Annotated in this window: 19 protein-coding genes, 2 tRNA genes and 1 other RNA gene; 11 read left to right on the forward strand and 11 right to left on the reverse strand. The window is 64.4% G+C overall.

Features of this window, described 5'->3' with window-relative positions; translation table 11 throughout:
- Positions 1-404: 404 nt before the first annotated feature.
- Positions 405-478 (forward strand) — tRNA-Val (locus tag KF838_04210).
- A gap of 99 nt (positions 479-577) precedes the next feature.
- On the opposite strand, the gene KF838_04215 is transcribed toward KF838_04210, so the two are convergent.
- From KF838_04215 to KF838_04225, 3 genes are all read right to left on the reverse strand, one after another.
- Positions 578-1,435 (reverse strand): hypothetical protein, encoded by an 858-nt coding sequence (locus KF838_04215; GenBank protein QYK49058.1) that lies wholly within the window; start codon positions 1,433-1,435, stop codon positions 578-580.
- Entirely contained in the window at positions 1,428-2,525 is a 1,098-nt protein-coding gene (locus KF838_04220) for a ferric reductase-like transmembrane domain-containing protein (GenBank protein QYK49059.1), read from the reverse strand. Before KF838_04220 ends, KF838_04215 begins: the two co-directional genes overlap by 8 nt.
- A 150-nt stretch (positions 2,526-2,675) precedes the next feature.
- Positions 2,676-2,882 (reverse strand): hypothetical protein, encoded by a 207-nt coding sequence (locus KF838_04225; GenBank protein ID QYK49060.1) that lies wholly within the window; start codon positions 2,880-2,882, stop codon positions 2,676-2,678.
- A 116-nt stretch (positions 2,883-2,998) separates the two neighbouring features.
- Here KF838_04225 and KF838_04230 point away from each other — a divergent pair.
- Positions 2,999-3,071: transfer RNA gene (locus KF838_04230), tRNA-Thr, on the forward strand.
- A gap of 85 nt (positions 3,072-3,156) precedes the next feature.
- Here KF838_04230 and KF838_04235 read toward each other — a convergent pair.
- The 3 genes from KF838_04235 to KF838_04245 form a co-directional block, all read right to left on the reverse strand.
- On the reverse strand, positions 3,157-6,492 hold the full coding sequence (locus KF838_04235; protein QYK49061.1) for a prolyl oligopeptidase family serine peptidase: 3,336 nt from the start codon (positions 6,490-6,492) through the stop codon (positions 3,157-3,159).
- Between the two features lie 202 nt (positions 6,493-6,694).
- A complete protein-coding gene (locus tag KF838_04240; GenBank protein QYK49062.1) occupies positions 6,695-8,428 on the reverse strand; it encodes a VOC family protein in 1,734 nt (577 codons plus the stop codon).
- Positions 8,429-8,591: 163 nt separating this feature from the next.
- Positions 8,592-9,683: a PCRF domain-containing protein gene (locus KF838_04245; GenBank protein QYK49063.1), complete on the reverse strand. Its 1,092-nt coding sequence runs from the start codon at positions 9,681-9,683 to the stop codon at positions 8,592-8,594.
- 176 nt (positions 9,684-9,859) lie between these two features.
- Between KF838_04245 and KF838_04250 the strand changes: the two genes are divergently transcribed.
- From KF838_04250 to KF838_04260, 3 genes are read left to right on the forward strand one after another with little or no spacing between them, the layout of a single operon-like run.
- Complete coding sequence (locus tag KF838_04250) at positions 9,860-10,831, forward strand: ATP-binding cassette domain-containing protein (GenBank protein QYK49064.1); 972 nt, start codon at positions 9,860-9,862, stop codon at positions 10,829-10,831.
- Positions 10,828-12,210 (forward strand): ABC transporter permease, encoded by a 1,383-nt coding sequence (locus tag KF838_04255; GenBank protein ID QYK49065.1) that lies wholly within the window; start codon positions 10,828-10,830, stop codon positions 12,208-12,210. The genes KF838_04250 and KF838_04255 overlap by 4 nt, the downstream gene beginning before the upstream one ends.
- Positions 12,207-13,067: a class I SAM-dependent methyltransferase gene (locus KF838_04260; protein ID QYK49066.1), complete on the forward strand. Its 861-nt coding sequence runs from the start codon at positions 12,207-12,209 to the stop codon at positions 13,065-13,067. The genes KF838_04255 and KF838_04260 overlap by 4 nt, the downstream gene beginning before the upstream one ends.
- 15 nt (positions 13,068-13,082) lie before the next feature.
- On the opposite strand, the gene KF838_04265 is transcribed toward KF838_04260, so the two are convergent.
- Positions 13,083-14,123 (reverse strand): hypothetical protein, encoded by a 1,041-nt coding sequence (locus KF838_04265; GenBank protein ID QYK49067.1) that lies wholly within the window; start codon positions 14,121-14,123, stop codon positions 13,083-13,085.
- Positions 14,124-14,203: 80 nt separating this feature from the next.
- Between KF838_04265 and rnpB the strand changes: the two genes are divergently transcribed.
- Positions 14,204-14,661, forward strand: an RNA gene (rnpB, locus tag KF838_04270) — RNase P RNA component class A.
- Between the two features lie 1,245 nt (positions 14,662-15,906).
- Entirely contained in the window at positions 15,907-17,235 is a 1,329-nt protein-coding gene (locus KF838_04275; protein QYK49068.1) for an aminoacetone oxidase family FAD-binding enzyme, read from the forward strand.
- A gap of 42 nt (positions 17,236-17,277) precedes the next feature.
- Here the strand turns inward: KF838_04275 and KF838_04280 are convergent, their stop codons facing one another.
- Positions 17,278-18,126 carry a transposase gene (locus KF838_04280; protein QYK49069.1) on the reverse strand — a complete coding sequence of 283 codons (849 nt, stop codon included), beginning with the start codon at positions 18,124-18,126 and terminating at the stop codon, positions 17,278-17,280.
- Between the two features lie 95 nt (positions 18,127-18,221).
- Between KF838_04280 and KF838_04285 the strand changes: the two genes are divergently transcribed.
- From KF838_04285 to KF838_04300, 4 genes are all read left to right on the forward strand, one after another.
- A complete protein-coding gene (locus tag KF838_04285) occupies positions 18,222-19,088 on the forward strand; it encodes a hypothetical protein (GenBank protein ID QYK49070.1) in 867 nt (288 codons plus the stop codon).
- Positions 19,081-19,929: a hypothetical protein gene (locus tag KF838_04290; GenBank protein ID QYK49071.1), complete on the forward strand. Its 849-nt coding sequence runs from the start codon at positions 19,081-19,083 to the stop codon at positions 19,927-19,929. The genes KF838_04285 and KF838_04290 overlap by 8 nt, the downstream gene beginning before the upstream one ends.
- Complete coding sequence (locus tag KF838_04295; GenBank protein QYK49072.1) at positions 19,926-20,729, forward strand: hypothetical protein; 804 nt, start codon at positions 19,926-19,928, stop codon at positions 20,727-20,729. Before KF838_04290 ends, KF838_04295 begins: the two co-directional genes overlap by 4 nt.
- A 437-nt stretch (positions 20,730-21,166) precedes the next feature.
- Positions 21,167-22,015 carry a transposase gene (locus tag KF838_04300; GenBank protein ID QYK49073.1) on the forward strand — a complete coding sequence of 283 codons (849 nt, stop codon included), beginning with the start codon at positions 21,167-21,169 and terminating at the stop codon, positions 22,013-22,015.
- Positions 22,016-22,400: 385 nt separating this feature from the next.
- On the opposite strand, the gene KF838_04305 is transcribed toward KF838_04300, so the two are convergent.
- The 3 genes from KF838_04305 to KF838_04315 all read right to left on the reverse strand — a co-directional run bounded on the left by KF838_04305 (position 22,401) and on the right by KF838_04315 (position 23,783).
- Positions 22,401-22,793 (reverse strand): DUF2924 domain-containing protein, encoded by a 393-nt coding sequence (locus KF838_04305; GenBank protein QYK49074.1) that lies wholly within the window; start codon positions 22,791-22,793, stop codon positions 22,401-22,403.
- A 24-nt stretch (positions 22,794-22,817) separates the two neighbouring features.
- Positions 22,818-23,129 carry a hypothetical protein gene (locus tag KF838_04310; GenBank protein QYK49075.1) on the reverse strand — a complete coding sequence of 104 codons (312 nt, stop codon included), beginning with the start codon at positions 23,127-23,129 and terminating at the stop codon, positions 22,818-22,820.
- A 75-nt stretch (positions 23,130-23,204) separates the two neighbouring features.
- Entirely contained in the window at positions 23,205-23,783 is a 579-nt protein-coding gene (locus KF838_04315; protein ID QYK49076.1) for an AAA family ATPase, read from the reverse strand.
- Positions 23,784-23,791: the final 8 nt, after the last annotated feature.

Genomic DNA, 23,791 nt, shown 5'->3' on the forward strand with positions numbered 1-23,791 from the left:
CAGGCGATGAGTTCCCGACGAGCGTCCGGCGTGCCACGCTTTCTCGCGTGCGAGCACCGGTTCTGAGCCATCTCGCCCCAGAGTAACAACAGACCCTCCCCGCTTGTCAAATCGGACACCCAAGTCCCGCATGGCCACACCCCCTCCCCCGCGGCACCTCCCCCGCGGCACCTCCCCCGCGGCACCTCCACACTGGTGCCCCTCGGCATAGCTGGAAGAGGCGTTTCAGCGTGTGGAAAGAGGGGAGAGGGCGTTCCCCACCGACCCATCCCGGATACGAACATGGATGACGACCGATCCCTGCCGGTCTATACTCGTGCCCTTGACGACGATGGGTCTTCCACCCACAATCAACAAGGGGTCCGACCGGCCAAGTGCCGATACAGTCGGGCTCGCAGAGAAATGGGCGATTGGCGCAGTTGGCTAGCGCGCATGCATGACACGCATGAGGTCACAGGTTCGAGTCCTGTATCGCCCACTTTCCCCGTAATCAAAGAGCCGGCGAACGACTCTTCCGTTCACCCCAGCCGCCCCACGCCGGGCGGCTTGTGTCTTTGTTGTGGGAATCTCCCGCAGCTCAACCCGGATCTCTCACTCTTCCGCTGACAAAGAACACATCCAGATCACCGACCCTCCCGACCGAGCCCGTCAGCATGACGGGTTCCCCAGCCAGTGAAATCATGCCGTCATCGATGCGCCCCCCGTCAACGTCCAGCACGAGCGCATGACCCGGAGAGCCGGCGACCGGTGAACCGAACAGCAGCGGCGGGATCCCTCCCCGTATACACAGCATCGCGCACGCCTTGTGCTGCTTCCCATCACCGGGCTTCATCGCGCCCAGATAACACTTCGAATCCAGGATCTCCCCCCGACGGGTCGTCACACGCCCTGCCTCGTCAGACGGCGGCGACAGCGCACGCCCCGCGGCTCGTGCAAGGGCCTCAGCACCTCTCTGGTCTGCCGCAGGAGTAATCGCGTCCTCATCAGGAACAAGCTCAAGGATCTCGCGCCCATCCCGATGCAACCGATAGCCCGTCACAGTCACGATCCTGCCATCGTGAGGCGTTGCGCGTGCCAGCGCGCCGCGCTTGCCCATCTCCGTCAAGAGCGTAACCCTCGCGCTGCCGATCGCGGCATCGGCCGAACCCGACTCCGCACCACTCTGGAACTCGCTCGCGTCGTCGAAACCGAGAAGCATCGGGTATGGAGTTGCAACGAGCAGGCCCGTGCGCTCGATCGGCTTGCCCGTCTCCCACACGCCGTCGCCGGCCGAACGCCGGGGCCACACGATCACAAAGCCGATCGCCACAAGCGTCCAGAGCAGCGCGGGAATAATCACAAACACGAACCTTCGGTGCTCCCGCGGCAGCGGCAGATAGCCGACATAGAACGCATCATCCTCAAGAACCTCAGGTGGTGGCGAGGTCTCACTCACGCGAATTCCCCCCGTCCAGTGTCTGGAAACGCGCGGGCTCGACCGGTGTCCCCGGCGCGAGCGCATCCGGATTGACGAGAATCCGTCGCCCCTCCACGCGAACCTGGTATGTCGCAACCTTCTCCGAATACGGCGGCGGCGACTGCCCGCTCTCCGGGAGATACTGGTATCCGTGCCACGGGCACGTCACGCACCCGTCAACGATCTTCCCCTCGCCGAGCGGACCACCCTGATGAGCGCACACGTTGCCCACGGCAGAGATCGCATCGTTGTGTCGAAAGACCGCGATGCGCTCACGCCCCTTCAGACAGACGATCTTCGCCCGGTCCGGACGGATCTCATCGACAGAGCCGATATCGATCCATTGACGCTCTCGAGAATCGGTCCCAGTCGGCACGTCGATGGCGTTCCTCTCCTTCCGGACCTCGCGCCACCCCGCAACAACGTGCAGCGAGCCGAGCGTGACGATGCCGAGCCCAAGCACGATCGGGTAGACAAGCGACCGCTCGGACTGCATCGCGCCCAACACGACATGCATGACCAGCAGCCCGTACGCGACATACACGAGCATGTGGATCCACTTCCACACACGGGCACCGAGGTTCGCGAGCCAGAAATCGTGGCTTGTCGCCGCCATCACAAAGAGAATCAACAGAGCCAGAAAGCCCAGAATCTCGAACGGAAAGCCCGTGAGCGAGCCAAAGCTGTCGACGGAATAGCGCGCCAATACCGCGGTCGCCGGGTCATCCACCCCGAAACCCCCGTAGAACCCCACGGCAATCGCCGCGTGCAGCAGCGCGAGAATGAAAGTCGCGACCCCGAGGTGCCGCCGGTTGTAGAGCAGCGGCGCAAACCGCTTGTCGATCCGTGCCAGCGGCCCGATCGCCAACGCAACATGCAGCAGAAGAAACGCGCAAGAACCGATCGCCCGCATCGCGACAATCGGCTCGGATATCCCCTCGTTCTCCGAAGCAAGCATCACGCTCAATCCCGCGAACACCGCGAGGTATACACCGATCGCGCCCGCCAGAATCAGGTCATACACGACCTTGTGACGATTCCACTGCACAAGCCGGTAAGAGTGACTCACCACGAGCTCCTCACGGCTGACGAGTGCCAAGGCCACTGCCGAGATCCGTTGCTGGAGGACGCAGCCCGACCGCCGCAACCAACAGTGAAAGAAGCGCGATAGCAAGAAGCGGCCACACCCATCGATGAACCCGTTGCTGACTCTCGTTCATCACGCACCCCTCGTTCTCCCGGCAATCGCACGCACCAGCAGAAGCGGCCACAACGCCGCCGCACCCGGCACGATCACCACACGGAACGCAAGAGAACCCCGAGCCGAGGCATCATCCATCCGGGGTGCCAGGAACACCGTGAACACCACCGCAAACCCAACACCGATCGCCAGATACACCCCTACAAGAACCAGCACCAGTGACATCACAGCCACCTCGTAAGCCCAGCCAAAGGGACCCGTCGCACGACCGATCCCCAATTCAGATGTCGCAGCTTGAAAAAAGAAACACCCGGGCTCGGGTCGCGTAGAATGGGTGCGACGCCGCCCTAGCTCAGTTGGTAGAGCAACGGTTTTGTAAACCGTAGGTCGCCGGTTCGAGTCCGGCAGGCGGCTTTCCTCTCCCCTCACGCCCTTGCTCCGCGCGCCCCCCCCCGGCGCAAAGCCCCTCACCCGTCAAACCGATTCAACCCTGCTCTTGCTATTGGCCACCGCCGCCGGTTGCCCCAGCTGGCTCCGCAGGTGCCGCGTTCTGTTCAACCTTCTGCTTCGCCGCAGTCCCCTTCCCGAGATGGCGGATCAGGAAGTCCTCGTACTTGCGGTAACGTCCGATCGTCTTGACATCACCGTCAAGCCCGTGCCCGCCCGTGGGGTCGATGAACAACTCGACATTCACCTCTTTGTCCGCCTTCAGCAACTCCCGGTAGACGCGGACGGTGTCCTGATACAGCACGTTCGAATCCTCGACACCATGGACCAGCAGCAACTTCCCCTTGAGGTTCTTTGCGAGCGGGAGCAGCGAGTACTTCTCAAGGTCCGTCCTGCCCGGCTGATTCGCTCCGATCGTCCCCGTCGAGTACCACGAGTTGTAGTTGTGCCACTCCGTCGGTCCCGCGCCCGCGATCCCCACCGCGAACACATCCGGCTCGGTGTACATCACCATCTGCGTCTGGAACCCGCCGAACGACCACCCGTGCATCGCCAGCTTCTTCTCGTCCACCCCGTGGTGCTTCACCAGCCAACGCGCCCCGTCCACTAGGTCCTCCGTCTGGGGCTTCCCGACCTGCTCGAAGTTCGCCTTCTCAAACACCGCGCCATACCCGGACGCCCCACGCGGATCGATCGTCACCGCCACCCACCCGTGGTTCTCCGCCATGTACCGCGCAAAGAAGTAACTCGGAGCCGCGAAGGTCCCGCGCGTCGCCATCTTCCGCTCACCCAGCGGCCCGCCATACACATAAATCAGCAGCGGCCGCTTATCCTCCGGCGTCCAGTCAGCCGGCTTGAACATATGCCCATGGATCGTCTGCCCATGGCGATTCTCATACGTGAAATACTCCGGAGCCGCACGAGTCAGTTTGTGCGCCTCTTCCGGATGCGAGTCGGTCAGCCGCTTCACTGAAGCGTGCTCACCCCCCGGCATCACAGCATAGAGCTCCGTCGGAGAGCCGAAGTCGGCGTGCAACGCCAGCACCATCGAGCCGTCCTCACGAACCGCAGCACCGCTGAACACGCCGGGTGTCTCCGTGAGTCTCGTCACAGCCAGCGTGTCGAGATCGATCTTGTGCACCTGCTCCTGGTTCGGATCCCCTTCCGTCGAGGTCGCAAACAGGAAGCGATTGTCTCGCGTCAGGTGGAACGGGTACAACTCAAACTGCCCCGATGTCACCTGCGTCAACTGCTCGTACCTGGGTTCAAGCAGGTGGAGCTGCCGGAATCCGGAAAGCTCCGTGATGAACACCATCCTGCGGCTGTCCGGCAGATACATCGGGCGAACCATCCCCGGCGTGTTCGGCCCGCCCGCGTGCAGAAACTCGTACACAACCCGCGCGTTCTCGATCTTGAACTCGGGCTCCTCTTCCTCGGGCTTCGAAGCGTCTCCGCTCTGCGACGCGCCATCCTGCCCAGCACCCTTCGCCGAATCCTCTCCGGAAGCCGCCGCGCTCGCACCCTGCTTCGCTTCTTCCTTCTTCCCCCCCTTGTCATCAACCTTGAAGCCGGCCTCAAGAATCTTCATGTGTCCCATGCTCTGGTCATAAGCCGCAAACGCGATCCGCGATGAATCGGGCGACCACTCCGGCACACGCATCACGTCACGAGGGCCGCTCACCTTCCGCGTGAAGACCCGCTCAAGCTTCCCCTCCTCCTTGCCGTGCCCACGCAGATCGTACAGATAGACGCTGGAGTAAGAGTCCGGCCACGGGCTGTCCGGCATGTGCCGTCTGACCTCGGTCGCGCGTGCGAACCGATCCCGATAGTTCACAATCGTCACTGTCGCCGCGCGATCGTTCGTGGTCTGCCCCCGCGTCGCGAGGAACACCAGCCGCTTCATGTCCGGGCTGATGCGATAACCCACCATCCGCTCGCCATCCTTCAACTCCGGATCGAGCTGCACAATCTCATGATCGCCGAACCCGACCCGAAGCAGCGCGCCCCCGCGCAGATACGTATACCCGGACCCGTCCGGCAGATACTGCACGTCCGACTCGCGCTCACGCGTCCGCGTCAGGCGCACAAGCTCGCCCCTATATGGAATCGCCGGCTTGAGCTGAACCTTCTGCTGCTTCCCCTTCTTCGCCGAATCCTCCGGCTTCGTCTCCTTGTTCGACTCGCCCGATGCCGCACCCTCCCCTGATGCAGCCCCCTCGCCCTCCGCCGTCGCCTCATCCGACGACTCCGCGCCGCCCTCCGCCTCTCCCGACTCCTCTGTCACGGGTGATGCATCCTCTTTCCCCGGCCGACGGAGCGGGGTTTCCCACGCCGTGCCATCAATCGTCAGCCGGTAGACATCTCCGCCCGACTGCACCAGCATCTCTGTCGCAACCGGCGACCACTCGATCGCCGAAACACCGTCGTAGCGCGGCGCGGGATCCTTCACCGGCTTCCCGTCTTTCTCCTCATTGATGTCCGCATCATCATCAAGCACCACGTCGCCCAGAGTCAGACGCTCGCCGATGCTCCCGATCACGCCCACGGGTGCCACCGCCTTGCCCTTCGTCACAGCCGCATCCGGCTTGACGCGCGCGAGTGTCAGCGTCAGTGTCTGAGCCGGCTCCGACAGCGTCACAACCGCTGTCAGCGAGCCGCCCTCGAGTCGCATCGTGACATCACCCTTCGCCTTCAACGCCGCCTCATCGATCGAGGCCTTGCCCGTTCCCGCTGTCTCATCAACCTCCACCGAAGAAAGCGTCAGCGTCGCAAGCCCCACCCGCAGCGTCCCACCGTTCTTCCCCGATCCAGATTCCGTGATCTTGAGCGAAACATCCCCGGCCAGCGGCGTCCCACCCGCCGGCGCAACCCCCGTCCACTCACCCACAATCAGACCATCGGTCCACCCCAACGCCTCATACTGCTCCCGTGCCAGGCGGCTGACCGAGTACCCCGCCTGCTTCGCCTTCTTCTCGCGATCGTCGCGCACCTTCCTCGCCTCGGCCTGAAACTCCGACATGCGCCCCACACTCGTGATGCGCCGCGTCTCCCCGCTCTTCGTGTCATAGATATAGAGATCGTTCCCATGCCGGCGCTCCGCATACGGGCGATACAGAAACGCCGCGAAGCGGCCGTCATGGCTGAACGTCATCGAGCGTGCACTCGGCCCGAAGAAGCTCCTCTTCGGAAAGACCCGATCCAGCGTCAGCTTCTCCGGTGGTGCCGCGTCCTTCGAAGCCGCAGCCGACTCCTCCGGTGCCGGAGCCATCCCCGTGACCGCGCTCGCGTCCGACGCAAGCCAGACCGCCGCGCCAAGCGCCAGCGAAGCCGCCGTCGTCCACGCCGCCATCTTCCGCCCAGACCACCACGCTCCACGCCGATCGTTCATCGCACGCTCCTGTCACACCGTCCCGATGACCACCCACTCGCGATGGTCACAGGGCCGAGCCCCAGAGCATACCGACAGACCGACGCTCCGGGTGAGCCCCGGAGACATCCGCGCGCAGAATCGCCAACACTTCAGGCCGCGCCTCGCCCCTCGAACCACCCCGACACCGCATCCGGGTGCCCGAAGGAACCCGAAACCACCCTCACGCACGCGCCGCCAGCACGCTCCGCTCGCTGTACTGTGCCCGAGCAACGCGAGGGCACGCCGCGGCATCCCGCTCAAGCGAAGCCCGCTGCGCCGGATCAACACGGTCCATCAGCCCGAGCTCCGAATACACACTCAGCAGCGAGTCGGCCCACAACCCCCGGTACACCGCGTCCGCATCCACAATCGGCTTCCCCATGATCTCTTCGAGCATCTCCCGCGTGTACACCGGCTTGACCGCCGCCGTCGAGCGCGTTCCGTACTGATTCAGATTCGACGCAAAGATCCCCGCCGCGCTCACCGGCAGAAAGTCCTCATACCGCAACCCATCGCACGCGACCAGGCCGTCACGCACCAACTCATGGATGTCCGTCGTGTGCACCCTGCCCCGAGCGCTCCGCCCCTCAGCCGTCACCTCGTACCTCGCATACACAAGCCCGCGCCGCACCAATTCGCCGAGCGTCTTGGGGAATCGCGCAAAGTGACTCGCATACGCCGCGTCCGCAGCAGCAGGGTCCAGCTTCGCACCCCCCGAGCCGCTCTCCTTCTGAGACTCCGCCGCCGCCAGGCACTCGTCGTACAGCTTGCGCCCCTCCGGCGTCGTCGCGTAGAACCGCTGCTCAATCTCGCCGAACCGTGCCGTGTGAACCGTGTCCAACTCGCTCCCGTCAGGGTTCACAAAGTGAACCGGCTCGGTCAACGCCTTGTACGCGTCCTGCCTCAGAAGCACGGGCGTATCCGCCGACGGCCCCTCCGTGCTGTCCTTGAACCCCGAGTGCTTCATCAAAGCGAGACGAAGATCATCCCGCCCGAGCCGCTCGACCAGGGCCGACACGTGATCCTCAATCGCCGAAGCGTGAGGCGTCCTCCGCGCAAACCCCGCGATCTCCTCCCGCGACAGGTGCTTGAAGCACAACCTCAGAAAGTCCGTGTCACCCGTCCGCAGCACGTGCTCCAACGCCGCCGCCGCCCGCGATCGGAACATCCGCTCATCCATCTCGCCCAGGCAGTGCTTCATCGCCGCCGTGTACAGGTCCATGCAGAACGTGTTCGGCGTCAGGTGATTCAGGTGGTGCGCCTCGAAGCACGCGATGTCCGCCGCGATCTTGAACCCGGCATCGCAAAGGTGCAGATACAGGCCGTGGTCATACGCCCGGCCCGTCCACTTGAAGATTCGCTCCACACCCTCGGCGATCAGCGCGTCCGCATCCTCCCACGAAAGCCCCCCCGCCCGCTCCGATCGCTCCATCAAGTCCTTCGCACGATCCGAGAAGATCCGTCGCCGGGCCAGCGTCGACTCGATCCGCTCCCGTGTCTCAGGGTCAAAATAGTCCGTCCGCAGCAGCGACGTGAACACGCGATGCTCGGGGTGCACCAGCGAGCGGAACGCCGTCGCGATCACCGGCTGGCTCTTCTGCCCCACGCTCGTCATGTCATAGAAGTTGTGGGGCTCCATCGCAAAGCACGCGAAGAACCGCGCGATCAACCTGTACTCATCCGGCCTGCCGATCCTGATCGCCCCGTGACGCTCCCCGCTCGTCTTCTCAAGCTGCGCATCGCTGACGGAGAATCCCGCGTGCATCCTCGCCAGGAGATCGCACACAGCCCGGTTGCAGACATGATTCACAAGCAGCGACTTGTCATACAGCGGAACCTCGCGCCCGAACATACGAGAAAGCTCCGAGAAGAGCCGGTTCTGCATCTCGATCTTGTCCGCATGGCCACCGTTCATCGCTGCTTCTCCCTCATCCTTCAGGCGTCCGTACACGCTCCCAGATCCCCCGCAATCCCACAATGAAGTATACGCGTGTCCGATTTCTCATCGGCCATTCCACCTCTCGCCGTCACCCCTTTCACGAACGCGGCACGCCCGACCGCGCCGCGATGACCGCCCCTCAAAGCTCCGCCAATCGTCGGGCCGTCTCCTGCGACATCAATGCCTCGAAGAGTGGCCCCAGATCCCCTGCCAGCACGTCGCGCAGCTGGTACTTCTCATCCAGCCGCTGATCCGCCACAATCCCCTCCTGGTACCGATACGTCCGGATCTTCTCGGACCGCTCGCCGCTCCCGATCTGAACGTTCCGCGCTGCGCTCCGCTCCGCGAGTTTCCGCTGCCGCTCCCGCTCATACAACCTGGCGATCAGCAGCCGCCGGGCACGCTCCCGGTTCTGCTGCAGCGACTTTGACTCCTGCATCCGAACCTCGATCCCCGTCGCGTTGTGCACCATGTGGCACGCCGTCGTCACCTTGTTCACGTTCTGCCCCCCGGGCCCCTGCGCAGTCGTGAGGTGCTCGGTAACATCCTTCTCCCAATCGACCTTGATCTCGACCTCCTCCGGCTCAGGAAGCACCGCGACAGTCGCCGTCGATGTGTGGATCCTTCCCTGCGTCTCCGTCGCGGGCACCCGTTTCACCGAATGCACACCCGCCTCGAACGAAAGCTCCGACCACACGCCCTCACCCCGAAAGTTCATCACCGCATGACGCACACCCCCGACCGTCGGCTCCGCAGTCAGCTCCATCGTCTCGTGCTGCCAACCCTTCCGGCCCGCGTACCGCGTGTACATCTCCATCAGGTCGCGGCACCAGAGCGTCGCCTCATCCCCGCCCGTCCCCGCTCTCAACTCAAGAATCACCGACCCGACCTTGCGATCGTCGGTCGTCACCAACAGCCCCTTCACCCGCGCCAGCAGATCCCCCCCCTCGCGCTCAAGCCGCGCCAGCTCCTCCCTCGCCAGCTCGCCAAGTTCCGGATCATCAAGCACCGCCCGAAGCTCCCCCTGCTCACGCGCGATCCCCTTCAGTCGCCGCCACCCCATCGCAACCGGCTCGTTCGCCGCCCGCTTCATGGAGAGCTCTCTCACGCGTCGATGATCGACCACAACGGACGGATCAAGCAGGTCCTGCTCGATCCGAGCGTGCTGCGCCTCCAGCTCATCGAGCTTCTCTCGCAGGGAATCAGGGAGTGTCCGCAAAGGGTCAGTCATCGATGCCGTGAAACCTCGCTATGCTCGAATCCCAATCATTGCTCGGTCCGACGCAGCCGGGGCTGGGTCGGTCAATAGAATGTGCCGCCGAAGGAAGGGCCGATGTCCCGCGGCAATCCGAAGTCCGAGCCGAGTACGAGCCCGGCCCGAGCAAGGGCCAAGCGGAGGAAATGCGAGTGGGCGATGCCATCACACTGAGCGGTCTGCGAAAGTCCTTCGGACCCAAAGTCGCTGTCGAAGCGATGGACCTTCGGGTCGGCAAGGGCGAGCTCGTCGGGTTCATCGGCCCCAACGGCGCGGGCAAGACCACAACCATCCGCATGATCATGTCCATCATCTTCCCCGACACCGGCACGATCTCCGTGCTCGATCGCCCCAGCGCGGTCGAATCAAAGGACAGGATCGGCTACCTCCCCGAAGAGCGAGGCCTCTACCGCAAGATGAAGGTCGGCGCATTCCTCTGCCACATGGCACAGTTGAAGGGCGCATCCCCCGACGGACTCAGGCAGAAGGTCTACGAGTGGCTCGAGCGAGTCGATCTCGCCAAGTGCTACAAGCTCAAGTGCGAAGAACTCTCAAAGGGCATGCAGCAGAAGGTCCAGTTCCTCTCCGCCATCATGCACGATCCCGACCTCCTCATCCTCGACGAGCCCTTCAGCGGCCTCGATCCCGTCAACATGCGCATGATGCGAGACCTCTTCCTCGAACAGCACGCACTCGGCCGCACGATCATCTTCTCCACCCACCAGATGCACCAGGCCGAGCAGTTGTGCGACCGGATCGTCATGATCAACCGCGGACAGAAGGTGCTCGACTCAACCCTCGCCGAGATCAGGTCCGACTACGACCCTCGCACAATCCTCGTAGAACCCCTCGACAAGGCCGATGCCTCTCACCTCTCCGCGCTCCCCTGGGTCCGTGAGGTCGCCGATCGTGACGGCATCCTCGAGATCGGCATCCACGACGACACGTCCCCTCGCGATGCCATCCAGCGCATCGTCGGAATGATGCCCGTCGCAAAGATCGAACTCCGCAGGCCGACCCTCGAAGACATCTTCGTCGAGATCGTGCAGGGTGAGGGCCAGTCAGCCCAGGAAGTCCGCGAATCGCTCCGTTCAGGCATCGCCGCCGAGGAGGTCGAGTCATGAGAAAGGTCCTCCGCGTCGCCGCCCGTGAGTTCGCATCCACCGCCCTCACAAAGGGCTTCATCTTCGGCGCGTTCATCGTCCCCCTTCTCATGATGGGGCTGGTCTTCGTACTCCTCCCCATCCTCATGACCGAGAAAGCGCCGAAAGTCTCCGGCACCATCGCCATCGTCGATCCCACCGGTGCCGTCCTACCGGCAGTGCAAGAGGCCATGAAGCCCGAAGCGATGCTCAGACGCCAGGAATCGCGCGAGGCACGCCTCAAAGAAGCAATGGGGCAGGCCGCGCCGAAGGGGCTCGCATCCGACGGCCAGATCGACATGGCCGCAAAGGCCGCCGCCACCGTCCCTAAAACCGAACTCACCCTCGAAGTCCTCGACCCCGCTTCCGACATCGAAACCGAGAAAGAACCTCTCAAACGAGGAACAGCCCAGGACGGAGGCCGCCTCGCCCTCATCTCCATCTCACCGAGCGCCGTCGAACGTGCCGATCCCTCCCAACCCTACGGCAGCTTCGATCTCTTCGTGAAGCCCAAGCTCGACGATCGAATCAGCGGCGATCTCCGCTCCGTCGTCGGCGAAGCCATCTTCGACGCCCGCATCACCGCCGCCGGCCAGGACCCCGCCTACATCCGGTCTCTCACACAGGTCGCCCGCCCCGACGCCGTCACCGTCAGCAAGGACGGTGAGAAAAAGTCCAGCCAGTGGCAGATGTTCCTCCCCTTCGGCTTCATGGCCCTCATCATGATCTCCGTAATGGTGGGGGGGCAGTACCTCCTCACCACAACCATCGAAGAGAAATCCAACCGCATCGTCGAGGTCATACTCAGCGCGGTCTCACCCATGGAACTCATGACCGGCAAAATCCTCGGCCAGATGGGTGTCGGCCTCGCGCTGCTCCTGATGTACGGCGCGGTCGGATGGGGCTCCCTCATCATCTTCACGCTCACCGCCGGCATCACCTTCCTCAACGCCGCGCTCCTCGTCGTCTACTTCATCCTCGCCTACTTCCTCATCGCCTCCATGATGGCCGCGATCGGTGCCGCCGTGAACGACCTCCGCGAGGCCCAGTCCCTCATGACCCCGGTCATGCTCGTCACCATGCTCCCCTATCTCCTCTGGCTCCCGATCTCCCGCGATCCCAACGGCACCTTCGCGACCGTGCTCGGCCTCCTCCCACCCATCAGCCCCTTCGTCATGGTGCTCCGGATCAACTCCACCGAGCCCCCGCCCATGTGGCAGATCCCCGCCTCGATCCTCATCAACGTCATCGGCGTCTACATCATGCTGCGGCTCACCGCCAAGATCTTCCGCGTCGGCCTCCTCATGTACGGCAAGCCGCCGAACCTCTCGACCCTCATCAAGTGGGTCAAGATGGCGTGAGCAAGAAGCCGCAACGAGCCAAAGCCGCCCCGCCGCCTCAGGCAGAGCATCCGGCACCCCCGCCCGGAAGCCCCAGCCACGCGCCGCTGGATCGCCACGATCTCTACGAACGCTGCGTGCAGTCCCCGGACGATCTGGTCGGCATGATCGCCGGCATGCACGGGCGCCGATGCACAACGCTCGGCGAAGACTTAGCCGGAACCGCCGCGCTCTCGCACCGCTGGGTTGAGTCCGATCCCAAGCGCCGAGCCATTGCCATCGATCTCGATGAAGAAGCGCTCTCCCGCCGCCCCGCGCACAAGCGCATCCAAAAACTCACCCGCGACATCCACCGCGTCAACCCCGCATCCCTCCCCCCCTGCGACGCCATCTTCGTCGGCAACTTCTCCATCGGCTACATCCACGACCGCCGCACCCTCGTCAGATACCTCAAGCGATCGCGGAGCCGCCTCAAACGAGGCGGCATCTTCGTCTGCGACACCTACGGCGGCGCATCCGCCTTCACCACCGGACACGTCAAGCGCGAGCATCGCCTCCCCGACGGCCGCCGCGTGATCTACACCTGGGAGCAACGCGAGGCCGATCCCATCACCGGCATCGTCACAAACGCGATGCACTTCCAGATCGATCGCGACGGCGACATCGACACCATTTTCGCCGACGCCTTCCTCTACCACTGGCGCCTCTGGAGCATCCCCGAACTCGCCGACGCCATGGAAGAAGCCGGCTTCGCTGCGTTCGATGTCTACGACAAGGTGCCGAGCGCCATCGACGGCGAAGGCCGCGTCTACATGCAGCCCGTCGACGGTCCCGACCTCGATGAATCCTTCATCGCCTGCGTCTGTGCTCGCCTCTGAACCCCTCGCCGCAACCTACTCAACCCCCGACATGTGCCGGATCGTCTCGATGCTCTCCGTCTGACCCGTCCGAGCGCTCAGCAACGCCGCCTGCGCCACCATCAGCATCGTCGCGTGATCAACCATCCACCCAGCCGGTCCCGGTGCGCTGTCGATCGACGGATCGACCGACCGAGCCAACGCCTCCGCCACAACCTCCGACGCCGGCGTGCTCCACGGGCGATCAACCCGAGGCCGCGAACGGTCCTGCAACGTCCCGTCCGGCCTGTGCCACTCCACCCCATCATCACTGATCCGCAGCGTCCCCCCCTCACCCACGAACGTCCCGGCCCGCCGCCACAGCCCCCCGACGCTCGACGCAATCAGCGAAGCCGAACGCCCGTCCGCGAACCGCAGATTCGCCGTGATGCTCCCCTCAAGATCCCGCAGCGACTCCCCCGGTATCGCATGCACAGAACCCGGCCACGTCGCGCCGACGAACGCCGCATCGATCGACTCCGGCACACCCAGCGTCGCGCACACCACCTCGATCGCGCCGATCAGACGCGCCCCAAGCGTCCCCTCCGCACCGGAACCGATCGACTCCACCGAGGCCGCACGAACCCGCCCGAAACTCTCCAACGCATCCGGCGCCTGCCTCCAACCGTGGCTGTGCCGCAGCGTCGGGCACCACCGATACCCATCCACCGGGCGAAGCCCACGCGCTCCCTCAAGCCACGAGCCGCGCGACAACAGAATCGAACTCGGAGGCAGCGGCTCGAACGACACCACGCGGCACCCCCGCCCCGCAGCCCCCCCCAGCAACTCCGCATCATTCCTGTCAGGGTCCGCCCCGAAGTCCCCCGCCGAGGCAATCAGCACCACATCCGCGATCTTCTCCGCGAGAGCGGACCGCAGATCCGCCAGCGTCTCCGCCCCCAGCTCGCTGGCAACCGCGCCCGACTGTCCCTTGGCCGGCGAACCCGCGCACGCGATCTCAAGGCCCGCCCCGCTCGCCACCAGGCGGACAAGCTCAACTTGCTTCGGCATCGCCCAGATCGCCACGCGCGAGGACATCCGCGGATCCTACCACTTCGCGCCCTCCCCCGCATCCCGCCGCCAACATCCCAGCCTCGCCTCCCCTAGAATCCTCCGCAATGTGCGGCAAGGCGGCCGCGCCCGGCCGGGGTGACCCGCGCCGGTCCGAGGAAAGTCCGAGCACGAAAGGACACGGTGGTGGGTAACGCCCACCCGTCCCACGCCACGGGACGAGGGAAAGTGCAACAGAGAGCAAACCGCCGATGGCCCCTTCGGGGGATCAGGTAAGGGTGAAACGGTGCGGTAAGAGCGCACCGCTCGACCGGTGACGGCCGAGGCACGGCAAACCCCACCGCGTGCAAGGTCAAGCAGCCCCCGGTCCGGCGAAAGCCGGAAGCGCCTGTCCGGGCGTCGAGGGCGGGTAGACCGCTGGGGTCGAAAGACCCCGACCGCGTCGGCAACGGCGCGGCGAGAGAAATGGCCGCCGCCACGCGAAGGCCCGGCTCCGAGCCCCCGTCAAAGCAAGGGCCGGGAACCGCGCGAGGCACAGAACTCGGCTTACCAGCCGCACGTGGCGCGAGACACAGGCCTCCGGAAACCCCGGGGGCCTGTGGCCTTTTTGGAGTTCGCCAACGTGGCGCTGCCTTCGGTGGCACTGCCTTTGGTGGCACTGCCTTTGGTGGCACCGCTCTCCAGAGCGGTGTGCATCACTCCAATCTGCAACCGACGCCCCCGACAGAGTGAATCCGCCGGCGGGGGAGACATCACAGGATGAGCCCAAGCACCACAGCAGCAAGGGCGAGCGCGATGATCAGGACACTCATCACGCCCAAGACTTCAGCAGCGTGAACCTTGCGCCTCAGATCCCACCGCACACTTCTGTCTTCCTGCAGACCACGGCAGCGACGCGCCATAACGACTGCCGTGATTCCCGACACGAGGGCAACGGCCACGCATGCCGGAACCGTGATGAACCACCCGATGGCGAGCAGAAATGCGGCAAAGGGCGCGAGTGTTGCACCGAGTGCGATACGACCCAATGCCAGAGCTCGGGCAGCTTGCTCCGCGACGGGATCTTTGATCGCGTGCGCCGAACTCCAAACCCATCCACCACACTCCGGACACTTGTCATCAACGCGCAACCCTGCAAGGTCATAGCCGCACTTGATGCAGGCGGGCTTGGTTGGGATCACGGCCGTTCCCCTCTCCATCAAGTCACCGACCCGACGACGCAGCGATCATCGAAGAATCATCACCGCCATGATCGACATCGCGATCGCCGCCATCACGCTGAAGACGATCGCCATGCTGACAAAGGGCCGCTCAGACGGCGGCAATGTGCCATTGCGGATGTGACGGCGAGCCTGAATGATTCGAACGATTGCGAGGACCAAGAACACGGGCGCGGGCAACACGAGCAGAAAGGACGTGACGAGTGCCGCCACGGCAAGCCATATGGCCTGGCGGGAGGCGAGTTTCCAATCAGGTCCCGACCAGTTCTGCGATTGTCGCACGGGCGTGGCACACTCGGGGCACACGCCATCCCTGTCCAACCCCGCAAGGTCGTAACCGCACGTGGCACAGGTCGGCATGAGTGGCTTCGCGTCCATCGCTCTTCACTCTACCGGACTCGATGACCGAAGGCCCAACGGGCCGCCATAGCCGGAGCCCAGGGCACGGGAGTGCCGAAGGCACGACCAACGCCCTGGGTCAACGCCAACCCACCACCCGCTTCCGCCCCTCTACCTGAGCCCTGAAAGGGCGGCACAACCATTCCCTCCTTTGCCCGCTTCCCCCTCCCAACCCGCGAATGATCCCACGAGTGAGCCCCTCCCAACATCCCACCCCGCCGCGCACGCCCGCCGAGCCCATCGACATCGCCATCATCGGTGCCGGAGCCGCGGGCCTCATGGCCGCGATCTCCGCAGGACGCGCCGCCCGCGAGCAAGGCCACCCCCTCACCATCATCGCCCTCGACGGCGCACGCACGCTCGGAGCCAAGATCCTCGTCGCCGGAGGCGGCCGCTGCAACGTCACCCACCACGCCGTCGACGAATCCGCATACGCCGGCTCCAGTCGCAACGCCATCAAGAAAGTCCTCCGTAGTTTCCCCGTCGAACGCACCATCGACTTCTTCCGCGAGCGAGGCGTCGAACTCAAACGCGAAGACACCGGCAAACTCTTCCCCACGACCGACTCCGCCCGCACCATCCTCAACGCACTCCTCGACGCCGCCCGCGATGCTGGCGTCCAGATCCGTCACCCCTGGCGCGTGGGCTCCATCACGCGCGACGACGCGGGGCTCTTCCATATCGCGTGCGAACCCTCCGCAACCAAATCCGAGTCCGACTCACCAGCCGAAACCATCCTCGCCCGCCGCATCATCCTCGCCACCGGCGGCCGCTCTCTCCCCAAGTCCGGCTCCGACGGCAGGGGCTACGACTTCGTCCGCGCTCTCGGCCACTCCATCACCTCGCGCATCTTCCCCGCCCTCGTCCCCCTCATCGTCCCCGAGGATTGCTTCATCCGCTCCCTCTCCGGCCTCGCGGCTGTCGTCACCCTCGAAGTCCGCGCCTCGACCAACAAACGCCTCGCCCAGTTCACCAACTCCACCCTCTGCACCCACTTCGGACTCTCCGGCCCCGGCCCCCTCGACATCTCCCGCTACCTCACCGCGGCACGCCACGACGACCCCGGCGCATGGCTCGCCATCAACTGGCTCCCCGACATCCCCGCCGCCGAGATCGACGCCGCCCTCCAGAACCTCGGCCGCTCCACACCCATCCGACTCCTCAGCGACCGTCTCCCCGTCCGCCTGCCCGAACGCCTCGCTGAAGCCATCTGCAAAGAAGCGGGCGTCGCCCCCGGCGTCTCCGGCAACGCCCTCACGCGCGACGCACGCCGCTCGCTCGTCACCGCCCTCACGGAAATGCGGATCCCTATCACCGGCGATCGCGGATACACCTACGCCGAGGTCACCGCCGGAGGCGTCCCCTTGTCCGAACTCAAGCTTGACACCATGGAGTCCCGCACCTGCCCGGGTCTTCACCTCTCTGGCGAGATCTGCGATGTCGACGGCCGCATCGGCGGCTTCAACTTCCAGTGGGCATGGGCCAGCGGCTACCTCGCGGGCCGCGGCGCAGCCCTGTAGCGAACCTTGAAAAGGGAGCCCTGAGCGCAAGAGCTTTTTGCGTCATCGCTTCATTGCCTGTGTGTGTCGATCAAGGATGATGATGGCTTGGATCCATCGACGGACTCGCTCGATGCCGCGCACGTGCGGCGGGATAAGCCCCACATGGTGGGTCATTTCCAGGCGTGCAAACACACGCTCGATCACGCGCCGGAGTGACAGCAGGCCCCTGCCGAAGCCCGTCATGCTCTGCTCCAGCATGTCGATGGCTCGACGGCGGTCCGGATGCGTTCCGGACCGCCGCACGCCGCGACCCACGCGGCAGTCCTTCCGCGGAACCACCAGTTGTCCGCCCTTGCACGCGCAGAGTTCATAGAGCTTCACGCTGTCGTAGTTCGAGTCGGCCAGCACATACCCGTTCAACTCCATGTCTCGCATCATCCGCTTGGCCATCACTGCTTCATGGCAGTGCATGGGCGTGAGACGCCAGGAGACGATCGAGCCCGCGAGATCGCAGATCGCATGGAGCTTGTAGCCGCGCAGTCCCCATGCGCCGAAGGTCGCGGTCCGGTCTCCGGAGTGCGAGGCGACGCGCAGGGCCTTGCCGTCAAGAGCCAGCACCAACGCTCCCGATGCAGAGACCAGATTCTCCGCCTCCGCCGCGGCAAGTAACGCCTGGACGCTGGTGGTTCTCAGCCGCCGGCTCATCCTGCTTGGCGAGGGCAATCGACCACGCCGCCACAACGGCCATGCATCGCGTCGGCACGCCCAGGAGGTGGGTCGTCGGTGCAAGACGGCCCAGAGAAAGGTCAGCACGATGTCCGCATCGGTGAAGGTGAAGCGACCGCCACGCGGGCTCCGATCCAGCTTCCGCACGCTCGCCGCCAACACCCTCCAACTCGCGTTGTCCATGCTCGGTCTCCTGTCTGGCAGCTCCACCAGTGGGACCGAGCATGGCATGAGCCATCAGATCGCGCAAGTCTCCACAATGGAAACACTTGGAACACATGGCGCAAAATGCTCGCAAGCTCAGGGTTGCAGATGCAGGCATGAGCGAGCAACCGCCAACCAACGACGAGCAACCCGAGCCGCCGACGCCTCTGTCCACCAACGCGGAGTCCGTCATCCAACAGGACCTCGCGCGAATCCGCAAACGCAAGCGTGCCTCAAGCATCGCTGGCCGCGTGCTGCTCGTGTTGTTTCTTGATCTCTGTATGGTGAGGATGATGGACTACGGCGTGTCGAATCGGACGCTGCTCTCTCAGTTTCCGCCGCGGGGCACGTATCCGAGTTACACGCCGCACTGCACCGTCTTCATCTACGAAACGCCGGAGGGAAAGCGCGTCATGTGGGAGGATGCGGCAGGATACACCGACGACCGCCGCACACTGGTCGAGGATCCGCCGCCGCACTGGACGCCCGTTGCCTGGGTCGCCTGGAGTCCGGTCAGATTTCAGGGGTATGGCTACGGGCTCTTGACGCCCTGGAGTCGCGAGACGGATTACAGATTGGGCGCAACGACCGCGGCAAAGGACAAGGACCTTCCCGTCGAACAGTGGCGCGGGATCGTCTGCGACTGGCTTGTGAGCGGCGCATCGGGACATGGCGAGCGTGCCGCACGCGTCGGGCGAGCGCTCCGCAAGGGCGATCACGTCGAGCGATCGTTCTCGCTTCTCTGTTTCCTCCATGACATCGCCTTTGTGTGCGCCGCAGTGTGGAGTGTGTGGACTCTGATCACCGGTGCGGTCCTCGGAACGTCACGAGCCGCGATGCGGATCCATCAGGGCCACTGCCCCGTCTGCTCCTACAACCTCCTCTCCGACTTCTCCCGCGGCTGCCCCGAATGCGGCTGGGGAAGGACCCCGCATGTCTGATACAACCTCGCAAGGCGGCGAAACTCCGGCCCTCAACGCCGAAGTCGAGCGGATCCTCCGTGCCGGGCAGCGGCTGGGCATCGCGATGGTGTTCATCGCGATCGTTGTCGTTGATCTGGGCATCGTGGCGAACGCCGACTTTGGCACCCGTAACCAAACAGTCTTCCGTTGCCTTCTCGATATGCTCTCAGGCCGGGGAGGTCCCTCTTTCCGCTTGGTTGATGCTCGCCTCTATGCCACGCCAGACGGTGTCCGCATCGTCTCCGGTGGTGGAACGGATATGGAGCGTGTCGCGGCTGAGACTGCGGGCGTTGACCCAGACAACTGGAACCAGGCCCAAGCCGCGATAGCGAACTTCCCGCCTGCGGAATGGCAACCAATCGCTGTTGCCGGCATGCTCTCGTCGCGGCTGTACACGAACGGATATGGATTCCTGACCCCCGCTCATCAGATCGTTGATTACAGTTGCTTCGTTCAGAGCACCACGATGCAGCCGTTGACGGGCGAGCAGACCGCCGCGTACCGAGAAATGTTCTGCGACTGGCTCGCGACAGAATCTGATTGGGCATCACCACAGACCGCGAAGTACGCCGCAGAGTTGAAGAAGGGCGATCGCACGGTCACGCGAATCGTCTGGCCGTTCCTCGTGCATGATGCCGCTGCGCTGGTGGTACTCGCGTGGTCGGGATGGACGATCCTCCGCACACCGCTCCCAACACTTGCCCGTGCCCGCCGCATCAACCGCGGCCATTGCCCGCGTTGCTCCTACGACCTCCTCGCCGACTTCTCCCGCGGCTGCCCCGAATGCGCATGGGGAAAAGAGCGGGGAGGCACATCATGAGCGAAAGGACGCACGCCGAAGATCTCGCTCGCTTGCCGTTCGACCAAGCGGCGAATGTCCACAGCGATCTGCAGCAGATCACCCGACACTGGAAGCGGCTTCGACAGGCCATGCTGCTGCTCGTTCTGCTGCTGATCGAGGTGGCGATCGTGGCATCGATTGATTTTGGCCGCTGGCAGGAGTCGTTCGTGCGTGTCTTGGTGACCGGGGGCGAGCGGCGTCGGGCGGGTATGTTCCAGATGCACTTCTTCGCGACACCCGAGGGAATGCGGGCGGTACCGCGCGATGACCCGTCCATTGACCGACTCGTGACGGAGTACGGCGAATTCCCGCCGCCGGGATGGGATGAACGCGTACGAGCCAAGTTTATGGAAGTGATTCTCAATCCAGACGGCGATGGTCTCTTCACACCCTTCATGCAATTGGATACACACTGGCTCACACTCGAACCAATGCACGGGCAAGAGATCCCCGAATCTGAGGCCGCGTACATGCGCGACACCTTCTGCGAGTGGTTGGCGAACGAATCGCCCCGTGCGTCGCCGGCAGTCGCGCAGTATGCCGACAAACTGCGAATGGGGAATCGGCATGAGACGCGCATCGTGTGGGGCCTGCTGCTGCACGACGCCATCGTGCTTGGCGGTTTCATCTGGGGCGCCTGGACGCTCGTGCGGACTCCCTGGCCACCCTTCCGACGCTGGCGCCGCGCCCGCCGCGGCCATTGCCCACGATGCTCCTACGACCTCCTCGCCGACTTCTCCCGTGGCTGCCCCGAATGCGGCTGGGGAAAGAAGCTCTGATCGCCAGCTCAGCGACGTGCCCCTCTCTTCGCCCGCGACGCGGGCGCACGCCCGTAGCCAGATGCAAGGCGCGTCCCGAAGGGACCGCCGCAGCATCTGGGCGCATCGCCCGAAGGGCGTTCCTTAGTGGAGCGGGCCGAACGGCCCCGGCTCGCCTCACAGCACGAAGTGCGAATCGCTCGTAGCCGAGGTGTTGAGCGCCGTCGCGCAATGTGGGGGGGCGACAAGCGACACCCCCGGTCAAGTGCCGCGTACTCCCCTCAAACGCCACTCGTTCCCGTTGGATCCCTCAACTCGAATGCCGCAAAAGGGAGCCCCGGGCGCGAGAGCATTTTGCGCCATGTGTTCCAAGTGTTTCCATTGTGGAGACTTGCGCGATCTGATGGCTCATGCCATGCTCGGTCCCACTGGTGGAGCTGCCAGACAGGAGACCGAGCATGGACAACGCGAGTTGGAGGGTGTTGGCGGCGAGCGTGCGGAAGCTGGATCGGAGCCCGCGTGGCGGTCGCTTCACCTTCACCGATGCGGACATCGTGCTGACCTTTCTCTGGGCCGTCTTGCACCGACGACCCACCTCCTGGGCGTGCCGACGCGATGCATGGCCGTTGTGGCGGCGTGGTCGATTGCCCTCGCCAAGCAGGATGAGCCGGCGGCTGAGAACCACCAGCGTCCAGGCGTTACTTGCCGCGGCGGAGGCGGAGAATCTGGTCTCTGCATCGGGAGCGTTGGTGCTGGCTCTTGACGGCAAGGCCCTGCGCGTCGCCTCGCACTCCGGAGACCGGACCGCGACCTTCGGCGCATGGGGACTGCGCGGCTACAAGCTCCATGCGATCTGCGATCTCGCGGGCTCGATCGTCTCCTGGCGTCTCACGCCCATGCACTGCCATGAAGCAGTGATGGCCAAGCGGATGATGCGAGACATGGAGTTGAACGGGTATGTGCTGGCCGACTCGAACTACGACAGCGTGAAGCTCTATGAACTCTGCGCGTGCAAGGGCGGACAACTGGTGGTTCCGCGGAAGGACTGCCGCGTGGGTCGCGGCGTGCGGCGGTCCGGAACGCATCCGGACCGCCGTCGAGCCATCGACATGCTGGAGCAGAGCATGACGGGCTTCGGCAGGGGCCTGCTGTCACTCCGGCGCGTGATCGAGCGTGTGTTTGCACGCCTGGAAATGACCCACCATGTGGGGCTTATCCCGCCGCACGTGCGCGGCATCGAGCGAGTCCGTCGATGGATCCAAGCCATCATCATCCTTGATCGACACACACAGGCAATGAAGCGATGACGCAAAAAGCTCGCGAGCCCGGGGTGCTTCGTCGCCGCACGGTTGCACGCGCGTGCTTCGATGCGTTCAGCATCGCACCCACCGCGACCCTCCAGAGGCACGCAGTGCCGACAGAATCCAGCCCAGCCCGTGACGGCTGGGTTCAAGTCCCCGCGCCGCGGCTTCCTCAGCGGAGGGTCCCCAACGGAGACCCGAATCTCTCCCCGCATCGCGCAACACTCACGCACAACACCAACACACTCAGCAGCCCCTACAGGGCTCATCACCACATCACTGCACACCCGCCCACCCCTCCCTCTGTCTGCCATCTGGCCATTTGCGATCTGCTATTTTCCCCCTTGACTCCACCTCACTGACAGACTGTTGTCAGTAACACCGCGCGCAGTCACGCCATCTGCGCGCCCAAACACCCACACTCCGAGATTTCTTCGCAACACGCTCTTGCATCGCGCTCGCCGCGTTGTATCGTCATCGCCGGTCGCCCGGCGTCGAACGCGGAGGTGATCACCGTGCCGGGTCCCGGCGCAGGCGCTCTCGGGGCCGTGAGCCGGATCTCGGCCTCGTCGGCCAGTTCAACCGCCCGGCGGCGTGCCCGCTCCGACAAGCCGCCCTCGCGGAGCGCCTGCATCCGCCAAACGATCCGCTTGATCAGGTACTGCTTGTGGTTCGTCCGCGTTGGCTCGCCGAAGACCTCGGCGTAGCGCTGCTTCAGTTCGGGAACGGTGAGTCGGCCAAGGGCCTTCACCGTCGCGGGAATGTCATCGGGCGTATGGATCATCGAGACTCTCCGGTTCGCAAGGCGTCAACCAAGCGGACGATCAAGGCGGACCGGTCCCAAGGGTTCAAGTCCATCTCCCTCTCTTTCTGACGGGGCCGAGATGTTGCCCGACTCGCCCATGCGGCGGGCATCCTCGCGCTGGCGGTGGATGCCGTTCGCCAGGATCTGCGCGATGGTGTGCAGCCGCTTGGTCGGGGTCAGCAGGTGGGGGTGCGCGAGGTCATCGCGCTCGGTCCCCTCGTCGAGGTCGATGGTCATGCGTGCGTCCGTGCGCGAGCCCGGCGTCAGGCATGCGTGGGATGGGTTGCCGCCCGCCAGCGGGGCGTTAACCACCATCTACGCAATCGATGCGAATCGTGGCGAAAACGATGACCGAGATCCAGAAGCGAGGCACAATCGAACGGCTGAGCGTCAACTCTCCGTCGGGGTCTGATTGACCAACCGAACCATTGCAGAGAAGTGACCGTCGTCGAGGCTGCGCATTAGGGCCAGCAGATCTTCGAGAACAGCTCGACATTCACCGAGAACGGTGGGGTCGTGCCCAGGATCGAGATCAGCACCGTGGGACTGTGTGTGCAGGAAACGGAGGACGCGAGACTTTTTGCTCTCGTCGAAACTCACGAGCTGTAGGGCGTTGTGCAGCTCGCCTGATGCTTGTGGCACCTTGAACGCCAGGAAGGCTTCGAGCACACGTCGAGCCATGTTGGGCACGTGGTAGTAGTCCGCAATGCTCGTCGCTGGCGGGGCCGACCAAACTCTGTAAACGCTCGCAAACAGAAAGTGATACTCGGACTCGTATTGCTCCAAGAGCGAGTCAACCCACCGAAGAGTACTTGTTCGCTGTCCGTTGCGACTGATGCATTCAAGCATAAAGAACCGCGCTGGACGCTGCGACACATCGTTCTTTCTCTGGCCCTGCAGATGGTGAAACCAGTTTCGGACTTGCCGGAAGAGCGAGAAGTCGTGGGTCAAAAGAATCAACTGGCCCACACCCTTAG

The sequence above is a fragment of the Phycisphaeraceae bacterium genome (assembly GCA_019454185.1).
Taxonomy (GTDB): domain Bacteria; phylum Planctomycetota; class Phycisphaerae; order Phycisphaerales; family UBA1924; genus JAHBWV01.

What these genes read in the sequence shown, in the direction of transcription:
- KF838_04225 (QYK49060.1), bottom strand. Translation starts at nt 2,882, where the DNA reads ATGTCACTGGTGCTGGTTCTTGTAGGGGTGTATCTGGCGATCGGTGTT.
- KF838_04235 (QYK49061.1), bottom strand. Translation starts at nt 6,492, where the DNA reads ATGAACGATCGGCGTGGAGCGTGGTGGTCTGGGCGGAAGATGGCGGCG.
- KF838_04240 (QYK49062.1), bottom strand. Translation starts at nt 8,428, where the DNA reads ATGAACGGTGGCCATGCGGACAAGATCGAGATGCAGAACCGGCTCTTC.
- KF838_04245 (QYK49063.1), bottom strand. Translation starts at nt 9,683, where the DNA reads ATGACTGACCCTTTGCGGACACTCCCTGATTCCCTGCGAGAGAAGCTC.
- KF838_04255 (QYK49065.1), top strand. Translation starts at nt 10,828, where the DNA reads ATGAGAAAGGTCCTCCGCGTCGCCGCCCGTGAGTTCGCATCCACCGCC.
- KF838_04265 (QYK49067.1), bottom strand. Translation starts at nt 14,123, where the DNA reads ATGTCCTCGCGCGTGGCGATCTGGGCGATGCCGAAGCAAGTTGAGCTT.
- KF838_04280 (QYK49069.1), bottom strand. Translation starts at nt 18,126, where the DNA reads ATGGACAACGCGAGTTGGAGGGTGTTGGCGGCGAGCGTGCGGAAGCTG.
- KF838_04285 (QYK49070.1), top strand. Translation starts at nt 18,222, where the DNA reads ATGGCGCAAAATGCTCGCAAGCTCAGGGTTGCAGATGCAGGCATGAGC.
- KF838_04290 (QYK49071.1), top strand. Translation starts at nt 19,081, where the DNA reads ATGTCTGATACAACCTCGCAAGGCGGCGAAACTCCGGCCCTCAACGCC.
- KF838_04295 (QYK49072.1), top strand. Translation starts at nt 19,926, where the DNA reads ATGAGCGAAAGGACGCACGCCGAAGATCTCGCTCGCTTGCCGTTCGAC.
- KF838_04300 (QYK49073.1), top strand. Translation starts at nt 21,167, where the DNA reads ATGGACAACGCGAGTTGGAGGGTGTTGGCGGCGAGCGTGCGGAAGCTG.
- KF838_04305 (QYK49074.1), bottom strand. Translation starts at nt 22,793, where the DNA reads ATGATCCATACGCCCGATGACATTCCCGCGACGGTGAAGGCCCTTGGC.
- KF838_04310 (QYK49075.1), bottom strand. Translation starts at nt 23,129, where the DNA reads ATGGTGGTTAACGCCCCGCTGGCGGGCGGCAACCCATCCCACGCATGC.